10 protein-coding genes are annotated in these 8,408 nt (G+C 54.1%); 6 read left to right on the top strand and 4 right to left on the bottom strand.

Annotated features, from left to right (window positions below; genetic code table 11):
* Nucleotides 1-37: 37 nt before the first annotated feature.
* From ADICEAN_RS19085 to ADICEAN_RS19095, 3 genes are all read right to left on the bottom strand, one after another.
* Nucleotides 38-592, bottom strand: a complete 555-nt coding sequence (locus ADICEAN_RS19085) for a hypothetical protein (protein ID WP_009197301.1) — start codon at nucleotides 590-592, stop codon at nucleotides 38-40.
* 19 nt (nucleotides 593-611) lie between these two features.
* On the bottom strand, nucleotides 612-1,853 hold the full coding sequence (locus tag ADICEAN_RS19090; RefSeq protein ID WP_009197302.1) for an OmpP1/FadL family transporter: 1,242 nt from the start codon (nucleotides 1,851-1,853) through the stop codon (nucleotides 612-614).
* 235 nt (nucleotides 1,854-2,088) lie between these two features.
* A complete protein-coding gene (locus ADICEAN_RS19095; protein WP_009197303.1) occupies nucleotides 2,089-3,072 on the bottom strand; it encodes a YpdA family putative bacillithiol disulfide reductase in 984 nt (327 codons plus the stop codon).
* A 246-nt stretch (nucleotides 3,073-3,318) separates the two neighbouring features.
* Between ADICEAN_RS19095 and ADICEAN_RS19100 the strand changes: the two genes are divergently transcribed.
* On the top strand, nucleotides 3,319-3,654 hold the full coding sequence (locus ADICEAN_RS19100) for a phage holin family protein (RefSeq protein ID WP_009197304.1): 336 nt from the start codon (nucleotides 3,319-3,321) through the stop codon (nucleotides 3,652-3,654).
* Nucleotides 3,655-3,773: 119 nt separating this feature from the next.
* Here the strand turns inward: ADICEAN_RS19100 and ADICEAN_RS19105 are convergent, their stop codons facing one another.
* The gene (locus ADICEAN_RS19105; protein ID WP_009197305.1) at nucleotides 3,774-4,400 is read right to left on the bottom strand and encodes an RNA-binding domain-containing protein; all 627 of its coding nucleotides are present in this window, start codon (nucleotides 4,398-4,400) and stop codon (nucleotides 3,774-3,776) included.
* A 115-nt stretch (nucleotides 4,401-4,515) separates the two neighbouring features.
* On the opposite strand from ADICEAN_RS19105, the gene ADICEAN_RS19110 reads away from it, so the two are divergent.
* From ADICEAN_RS19110 to ADICEAN_RS19130, 5 genes are all read left to right on the top strand, one after another.
* Nucleotides 4,516-5,076 (top strand): hypothetical protein, encoded by a 561-nt coding sequence (locus ADICEAN_RS19110; RefSeq protein WP_009197306.1) that lies wholly within the window; start codon nucleotides 4,516-4,518, stop codon nucleotides 5,074-5,076.
* Between the two features lie 4 nt (nucleotides 5,077-5,080).
* Entirely contained in the window at nucleotides 5,081-5,983 is a 903-nt protein-coding gene (locus ADICEAN_RS19115; protein ID WP_009197307.1) for a histone deacetylase family protein, read from the top strand.
* Nucleotides 5,984-6,105: 122 nt separating this feature from the next.
* Nucleotides 6,106-7,026 carry a rhomboid family intramembrane serine protease gene (locus ADICEAN_RS23425; protein ID WP_009197308.1) on the top strand — a complete coding sequence of 307 codons (921 nt, stop codon included), beginning with the start codon at nucleotides 6,106-6,108 and terminating at the stop codon, nucleotides 7,024-7,026.
* Between the two features lie 56 nt (nucleotides 7,027-7,082).
* On the top strand, nucleotides 7,083-7,703 hold the full coding sequence (locus ADICEAN_RS19125) for an OmpH family outer membrane protein (RefSeq protein WP_009197309.1): 621 nt from the start codon (nucleotides 7,083-7,085) through the stop codon (nucleotides 7,701-7,703).
* A 179-nt stretch (nucleotides 7,704-7,882) separates the two neighbouring features.
* The coding region (locus ADICEAN_RS19130; protein ID WP_040398307.1) for a DinB family protein at nucleotides 7,883-8,408 on the top strand (526 nt) is incomplete at its 3' end.

Consider the following 8,408-nt stretch of genomic DNA (forward strand, 5'->3'; position numbering starts at 1 on the left):
ATCATCCTCACCGCCGGCAGTGGCATAGCCCAGCACATCATTTCCCAATGAAAAGTGTAAAGAAGGTGGGCTTTTGTGCTGCCGCCATCTGCACGGGGCTTTGTCCGGCTGCTTTAAAGCGGTTGAAATAGTAGGTAGCATCATCAGAGATCATGCTGGTGCTGGTAAGGTCGGCTACGCGCGCACCGGGTACGGCCAGGTTTTGGAAGGTGCCACTCACCGGAGCCCCGGCATCATTGGCGCTGATCCCATCGGTTTTTGCGGCGATATTGGGCAGACCGTTTACCAGGCCTCTGAACAGCAGGGTGCCGTTTACGGTACCCTCCGGCAGCAGGGGCTGGTTGAAGGTGAAATCTGGCGTAACGGCGGCCATTTTATCGGCAATAATGGCAGGGAAGGAGTTGACCTGACCTACGCGGTTTAGCCGGGCATCCGAGGTGCCGGCCGAATAGGAATCACCCAGGGCAACATACACGGAGAAGTCAGCCTCACCATTTGCATCGGCTGGAAACTCCCGCTCTATTTCGGCTTCGCACGCAGCCAGACCTGTAAAGAGGAGGGCCAGCGCGACGGGTTTTATCGTATATTTCATAAAGATTAGGGCTTAAGAATTAGAACTTGTAGGTAAGGGATACGCCCGGAATGGCGGCTACGCTTTTGTAGGTGCCGGAGATGTTGCCGGCGTCAGGTCTGGCTACATTGTCCCGCTGTTCCTTGTTGATGTACAGGAAGGAGGCATCTATGACAAAATTCTCACCAACATTCACACCAAAGCCTGCGGTTAGGCCAAGGGTGTTGGCATCCGGAGTTTCGGCTGTAAGGTACCCATCCTGTACAGGGGTCTCATCATAATACCCGCCGGCACGTAGCCTGAAGGCTTCTGACAGCTGATATTCAGCTCCTACCCGGTAGGCAAAGCTGGCCTCGTAGTTTCTGGCGGCAGTGGTTTCTGTACTTCCGGCCACAGCCCGGTCATAGGTAAAGGTAAGCGACTCATAAGCCTCCCAACCGGTGCGGGTAATGTCCAGACCCACCATCAGCTTCTCGGTAGGGTAGTAGGCCAGGCCCAGGCTAAGGGTGCTGGGCAGCGGAAGCGAGGCGGTAAAACTGGCTGAAGAAGGCAGCTGCTCCTCAGGCACCATAGGCGATTTGGTGAAGGTGGCTGTACCTTCTTCCACGTCCATGTTTACCCTGCTGCGATAGTTAATGCCCAGAGAGAATTTATCAGAGGGCTGGTAGTAAGCGCCCAGGTTAAAGCCCCAGCCGCTGGCACTGCCATCCAACTCGGCATGCGCATACTGATCATCCTGCATGTAAACTTCTTTGATATCCCGCTGCAGATTTACGCCACCCAGGGAGTAAATAAGGCCGGCACCTACTGAAAAGGTTTCAGAGAGTTTGTAGCTGATGGTTGGCTGAATGTAGATGGCCTGCAGAGAAAGCGAGGTAAGGCTGAAGCGGCCATACCAGCCATCTTCCCATTGAACAGTGCTTCCGAAGGGGGTATAGATGCCAAGGCCAAATTTCAGCGGACTTTCTTCCGGGCCAAACGCTGCAAATACATGGAAGGGCGTTCCGGTTGGGTTGTCGGTACGGTAGGTAGTACCGGAGCCTTCAGGCTGAAAGGCTATGCTGGAATAAATCAGGTTGGCGCCTACCTGAATGCCATTCTGGCGCATCATGGCAAGGGCGCCGGGGTTAAAGTTTATGGAAGAAGGGTCGGGGCGCAGGCCCACACCAATGTTGCCCATGGCAGTGGAGCGATTGCTTTGCAGCAATACCTGATACCCACTGGCCCAGGCGCTTCCACTCACAAGAGCTGCGGCAAGCAGTGTTAGAAATCCTCTTTTCATGCTTCGAGTAAGGGTTAACAATACGGATGAAATTTTGGGAAATATACACAATCCCGGCAATTACTGTAGTGTTAGCTGGTACTCACCACATTTTGTTCTGCATGCTGAGTATGTGGTATCTGTAACAGACGCTCTATAAATTTATGATTACTGCAACTAATTCCATAAAGTATTGCCAATACTGCAAAAGAAAGTGAGAATAATTTCGCCCAAAAATTGTAATCGTTTGCAGGGCCTAGCCCTTTAGCCTGGCCGCAATATCTTCCAGGATTGGAAGCGAATGTAGACGGCCATTTTCAATAAAGACCTTGGCGGTCTCTTCTCCCCCTATGATGGAGCCGGCCAGATACAGGCCCGGCACCGTAGATTCATAGGTTTGCGGATTCAGGAGCGGGATAAAGGCTTCTCCCTGCAGGCTTACACCGGCCCGGCTCAGAAAGTCGGCGTCGGGCCGATAGCCCGTCATCAAAAAGACAAAATCTGCTGCCAGCACTTCTTCCCTGCCGGAGGGCAGGTGGCGCAGACTAACGCTGCCCGCTTCTATGGCCGTAAGCCTGCTGCTGAAGTAAGCCTTTATTTCACCTTTTTTGATGCGGTTTTCCATGTCGGGCTTTATCCAGTACTTGACCCCCTGGTCCAGGCCCTCAAACTGGTGCACCAGGCTTACCTGCGCATGGTTGCGGTACAGGTCCAGGGCAACCTCTATGGCTGAGTTGGCGCCCCCTACTACCAGGCAGCGGGTGCCGCTGTAGGCAAAGGCTTCGTCGTAGTAATGAAACACATGGGGGAGCCCTTCGCCGGGAATCTGCAACAGGCGGGGCAGGTCATAATAGCCGGTGGCGATGATCACAAAACGGGCCCGGTAGTCCTGCCCGTTGGTGGTGAGCCGGAAGGTACCGTCCCCTTGCTTGTGTACCCCCTCCACAGTAGTAAACCGTACTACTGGCAGCTGGTAATGCAGGGCCACGCGCTGGTAATACTTAAGGGCTTCAAGGCGGGTAGGGCGTATTTCCTGAGACAGCAGGGGCAGCTGGCCAATCTCGATATTCTCGGCCGTGCTGAAGAATTTCATATTAATGGGGTAGCGCCGAATGGCTTCCACCACATTGCCCTTTTCCAGGATCAGAAAGGAGAGGCCGCGCTTCTGGGCCTCAATGCCGCAGGCCAGGCCACAAGGGCCTGCGCCAATAATAACAAGATCGTACAGGGGGTGATTCATGAAGTAAAGCTATCAACTACAGGGCGTACTGGCCAACTGCCGCACGCCTGCTAGCCTTTAACCGCTGAAGCGGGGGGAGTGTTGTCAGCAGTGGGGTGCCTCTGCAAACAAAAGGCTTTTAAATCTGCAGCTATTTGTGCATTTTAGCAGCCTCGGCTAGCAGATTGCAGTAGGGGAGTAGAAGCAGGGAGGGAAAGGCTGCCGATGGGGTATTCCTGTTCAGTTAACCGTAATCGTACCCTTGCTATGCGCTTTATTTTAAAATTTTTGTTGAATGCACTGGCTGTAGTGCTGCTTGCCTACGTTCTGGCCGGTGTATCGGTCAGCTCCTTTCTGACCGCCCTGCTGGTTGCCCTGGTGCTGGGGGTGCTTAATGCCCTGTTGCGGCCCCTGCTTATTCTGCTGACCATCCCCATTACTATTTTAACCCTTGGCTTGTTTCTGCTGGTGATCAATGCCCTGATCATTCTGCTGACGGATGCACTGGTGCCCGGCTTTGCGGTTGACGGCTTCTTTTGGGCGGTTATCTTTAGCCTGTTGCTGTCGCTGATCAGCGGACTTTTGGATAAGCTGGTAGATTAAGGTAAAGTTTGAGGCAGGAGGTTGTAACTGCTTGTTGCATACGGCTCTATAGCCCTCAGCTCTATCGTTGCTTGATGCAGGTACCGGCAGGGCTTGGTCTTCTGAAGGGGTCCAGCAGATTAGGCAAAATACTCCTGCCGTTCATGCTCAAAGCGTCTGACTAACCCCCTGTTTTCCATGTCGTGCAGCAGGCGCTCCCCTCTTCGGCGGGAGAAGTTCAGCAGGATCATCAGCTGCTTGAGGGTAATGCGCTTGTGGAGCTCAATAAAAGCCAGGATACTTTTCTCGTGCCGGCTTAGGGCGATACCCGGATCGGGCACGGCATCCAGGCCCCGTTCCAGTTGGCTAAGCAGGGTGGGGCCGGCCGGAATGCTTTTATCCTGCAGCCGTACATACACCTGCCAGTGACCCTGCTGGTTGCGGCATGCATGGGGCTTGTGGGCACTTTCCTGCACCTGTACCAGCAATACAGTACGTCCTTCCTCATCCTCCAGCTCCTGGTACTGCAGCGGCAGCGGGGGATTGCAGTAGTCGGTGGCCGCCTGCTCCAGCATGTATTTTTCTTCTTCGGGATCTGTGCCGCAGATGCTGCGGTCATCACTTACCCCCACCAGCAACAGGCCGCCCCGGGTGTTGGCAAAAGCACACAGGGTACGGGCAATCTTTTCCAGGCTGCTGATGCGCTGTTTGAAGTCTAGCTGCTCTCCCTCGTGCAGGCGCAGTAATTCTGCCAGATTATGTTGCATGGCTGCACAGTTTTTTATAGATTCATTTATACGAGGGCTGACGGTAATTTTGCAGGCCCGCTAAATATTTACGTAAAAGCAGCATTTTTTTTAATCCCCGATCTATTTTTGCCCCATGGAAAACGAAAACAAAGGCTTTGACCCCGCCGTAATAGCCGATTACCGCAGCCGGATGCAGGCCAAGAAACAGAACTATCTGATCATCGAATCGGAAGATAACAGTGAAGATTACATCAACTTCAACTTTATAGGGGAGCACGAAGGCAAAGAAGTAGTGTTTGATGCCGTGCTGTACACCCTGCGCCTGCATTACCACAGTGAATTATACGAACTGGCCGAGCACAAGGCTGCGCAGCGCTTTCCCAATTACAAAAATATCCGCTACGAAGAAGATGAGAACGGGGACCTGAAGGCCCTCAATGACGAGATGGAAGAAATTGGCCTGTACATGGCCGAGGTGATGATGGAGCTGGAGGATGAAGAAGCCGTAAAAGTGCAGGAGCATGTGTACCTGGACCCCAACCTGGATTTTGGCGTGGGCCTGGATGCCGCCCTTAATGTAGATACCATTACCCCTAAGGTGATCAGCCGCTTTATAGAGCAGTTCAATGCCGATACCCTGGAGCTTGATGAAACGCTCTATTCGTTTGTAGAGGAGGAGGAAGATTTGAACTAGGGGCATGTTGAAAATAGCCTGGGCGCCCTGCTATGCACACCCCCTGCCGGCGGGGCACCGCTTTCCCATGATCAAATACGAGCTGCTCCCTGAGCAGCTTTTGTATGAAGGCACCTGCAGTGCCGATAATTTCTTTGAGCCGGAGCCCCTGCCCGAAGCTGATCTGCTGCTCACCCATGACCCCCTTTACTGGCAAAAGCTCAACCTTCTGCAGCTCAGCCGCAGCGAGGAGCGCAAAACCGGCTTTCCGCTTTCACATGAACTGGTAAGGCGGGAAGTCACCATCATGAACGGTACGGTGCAGGCTGCCCTCTATGCCCTGCAGTGGGGCATAGGCATGAATGTGGCCGGAGGCACCCATCATGCCTTTACCGACAGGGGGGAGGGCTTTTGCCTGCTCAACGATAATGCCATAGCCGCCAACTACCTGCTGGACCGGGGGCTGGCCCAGAAGATCCTGATCGTAGACCTGGATGTACACCAGGGCAATGGCACGGCTCAGATCTTCCGGCACGAGCCGCGGGTCTTTACCTTCAGCATGCATGGTGAGAAGAACTACCCCCTGCACAAGGAGCAGTCCGACCTTGACATTGGCCTGCCCGATGGCACCGGCGATGCCCGCTACCTGGAGCTGCTGGCCCAGCAGCTGCCCCGCCTGCTGGAGGAGGTGGCGCCCGATGTGGTCTTTTACCAGTGTGGGGTGGATGTGCTGGCCTCCGATACGCTGGGCCGGCTGAAGTTAAGCCTGCAGGGCTGCCGGGAGCGTGATGCGCTGGTGCTGCGCAGCTGCCACGCCCACAAGCTGCCCCTGGTGTGTAGCATGGGCGGGGGCTATTCCAGCAAACTCTTCCACATAGTGGAGGCGCATGCCAATACCTTTCGGCTGGCGCAGGAAATATTCTTTTGAGAAGGGGTAAAATCCCCCATGCTTCTAATCCTTTTGGCCCTTTATGCCGTATGGATGCATATAAGACACGTTGATGAAAAAAATCAGTGGTGTCTGCCTTTTTTCATCTAAATTAAGAAGCAATGACGCCGGAAGCCCATAAACTTCGCAATAGTATATTCTTCGTTTTTACCTTTACGGTCATGCTCTGGCTCATTAAAGCACTTGAGTGGGCAGTGGCCATGGATTTTGGTTTTCTGGGCATACTGCCCCGCACCCTGTCGGGCACCATGGGCATTGTAACGGCCCCCCTGGTACACGGCGATATACTCCACCTGCTATCCAACACCTTTCCACTGCTGCTGCTGGGCATCAGTGTTTTTTATTTTTATGACCGCATTGCGCTGGAGGTGTTTGTCTGGATTTATTTTATGTCCGGCTTCTGGGTGTGGATGGCTGCCCGTGATGCCTACCACATTGGGGCAAGCGGCCTGGTATACGGGCTGGTTTCCTTTTTGTTCTTCAGTGGCCTGTTCAGGCGCGATATACGCTCCCTTTCTATTTCGCTCATTGTGATCTTTCTGTATGGAGGGATGGTACAGGGGCTTTTTCCCACCAACGACCGCATTAGCTGGGAGTCGCACATGCTGGGGGCGCTAGCGGGTGCTTTCTGTGCATTTTTCTATCGGGATACCAAGCTAATGCTCAGCGAGGTTGAGGAGGCCGAAAACGAGGGGGTGCTACAGCCGGCCATGATTGGTGCGTTTAGCAGTGAGCATGCCAGCCGCTACAGCGAGATGCAGGAGCGCATTGATACCTATGATGCCTTGCCGGCAGTCTGGGAGACACCGCCTGCCATCGGTACTGCGCTTCAGCCCATAAACCTGAGCTACAATTACCAGCCCCAGGCCCGGCAGCGCAAGGTGGTATCTTCCGGGGCGGTCTTTGGCTACCGGCTCAATGCCCGGCACCTGACCGATCCGCGCTATACCTTTGCCGGAGACCCCAAAAAAGCCCATTTGAAAAAAGATATCCCAGATCCCATCCGTACCGCTGCCGCATAGCTTTCAAATTACCGACAAAGCATTATCTTTGCATGTTCAATTAAACGTGTAGAGAAGTGAAAAACCTGTCGTTGATCCTTAATGTGGTATTACTGGTGGCGGTTGCCGTACTGTTTTACCTGCAGTTTTCTAGCCGCAATGCCGCTACTGCCGGCGGTACCCCTGTAGCAGAGGCTGGTGTAGGCCCCCGCGCGAAAACCGTAATCGCGTACATCAATTCAGATTCGCTGCTAAACCATTACGATTTCTACAAAGATGCCCAGCAGGAGCTGCGCAAACTGGAAGAAAAGTATGAGGCTGAATTTAGCAACCGTGCCAAAGGCCTGGAAAGCGAAATTGCCAGCTTTCAGCAAAATGCCGGCAACATGACCATGGGCGCCGCCCGTGCCCGTGAAGAAGAGCTGATGCGCAAGCGCAACAACCTGATGCAGTATGAGCAGAATCTGGCGCAGCGGCTTATGCAGGAGCAGGCCCGTTACAATGATTCGCTGTATAGCAACGTACAGGATTATCTGAAGGAGTACGGCAATGAGAACAGGCTGGATGTAGTACTCACCTATACCAAGGGTAGCGGCGTGCTGTTTGCTTCTGATAGCCTAGATATTACCAGAGATGTGATCAGCGGCCTTAACGAGCGCTACCGCAGTGTCAAAGCGCCCAAGACAGAGAAAAAATAAGTACCCCCTTGGGTACTCCTGACCAGTAAAGAGCCCGGGCCAGCACCCGGGCTCTTTTATTTTGCTCCCATTTGGTGTGTGCAGGCCGCAGTACTTGCAGCTTGGCCCAAAATGCCGTACTTTTTACCTAAAACAGAAGCGTAGACCGATAATTCTACAGCTCCTTTATACGAGCCATCATGAACAACCCCCGATACCATCAGGAATGGCTCCAGCTGGAGCAGGAGGGCAGCTACTTTCAGCAACTGCTGCTGCAGCAGACCGAAGCTGTACTTAAACGCCAGCCGGCCCCCGACAAGTGGAGCGCCCTGCAGGTGATCGAGCACCTGGTAGGGGTAGAGACTGCCGCTACCCACTACCTGCTGCGGAAGAACTATACCCCCCTGATGCCCCGCGGCCTGCCCGGCCCGCTGCGTGCCTTTATACTTATGCTGGCGCTCAAAAGCCCGCTAAAATTTAAAGCCCCGGCTGTAGAGGGCCTGCGGCCCCACAATACCAGCCGCCCCACCGAGTTGCTGGAACGTTGGAAAGCGGTACGCACAAAGCTGGCTGGCTATGTAGAGGCGCTACCCGCCGATAAACAGGAGAGCTTGCTGTTTTTACATCCCCTGGCCGGTGCCCTTAGCCTGCGGCAGACACTGCAGTTTATGGCCGCCCATATGCAGCACCACCGCCGGCAGGCCTCCGCTGCCTTGCGGCAACAGT

This window comes from Cesiribacter andamanensis AMV16 (assembly GCF_000348925.1).
Classification (GTDB): Bacteria; Bacteroidota; Bacteroidia; order Cytophagales; family Cyclobacteriaceae; genus Cesiribacter; species Cesiribacter andamanensis.

Coding starts and splice junctions, on each gene's coding strand:
- ADICEAN_RS19100 (WP_009197304.1), top strand. CDS start 3,319: ATGCGCTTTATTTTAAAATTTTTGTTGAATGCACTGGCTGTAGTGCTG.
- ADICEAN_RS19085 (WP_009197301.1), bottom strand. CDS start 592: ATGAAATATACGATAAAACCCGTCGCGCTGGCCCTCCTCTTTACAGGT.
- ADICEAN_RS19090 (WP_009197302.1), bottom strand. CDS start 1,853: ATGAAAAGAGGATTTCTAACACTGCTTGCCGCAGCTCTTGTGAGTGGA.
- ADICEAN_RS23425 (WP_009197308.1), top strand. CDS start 6,106: ATGACGCCGGAAGCCCATAAACTTCGCAATAGTATATTCTTCGTTTTT.
- ADICEAN_RS19115 (WP_009197307.1), top strand. CDS start 5,081: ATGTTGAAAATAGCCTGGGCGCCCTGCTATGCACACCCCCTGCCGGCG.
- ADICEAN_RS19105 (WP_009197305.1), bottom strand. CDS start 4,400: ATGCAACATAATCTGGCAGAATTACTGCGCCTGCACGAGGGAGAGCAG.
- ADICEAN_RS19110 (WP_009197306.1), top strand. CDS start 4,516: ATGGAAAACGAAAACAAAGGCTTTGACCCCGCCGTAATAGCCGATTAC.
- ADICEAN_RS19095 (WP_009197303.1), bottom strand. CDS start 3,072: ATGAATCACCCCCTGTACGATCTTGTTATTATTGGCGCAGGCCCTTGT.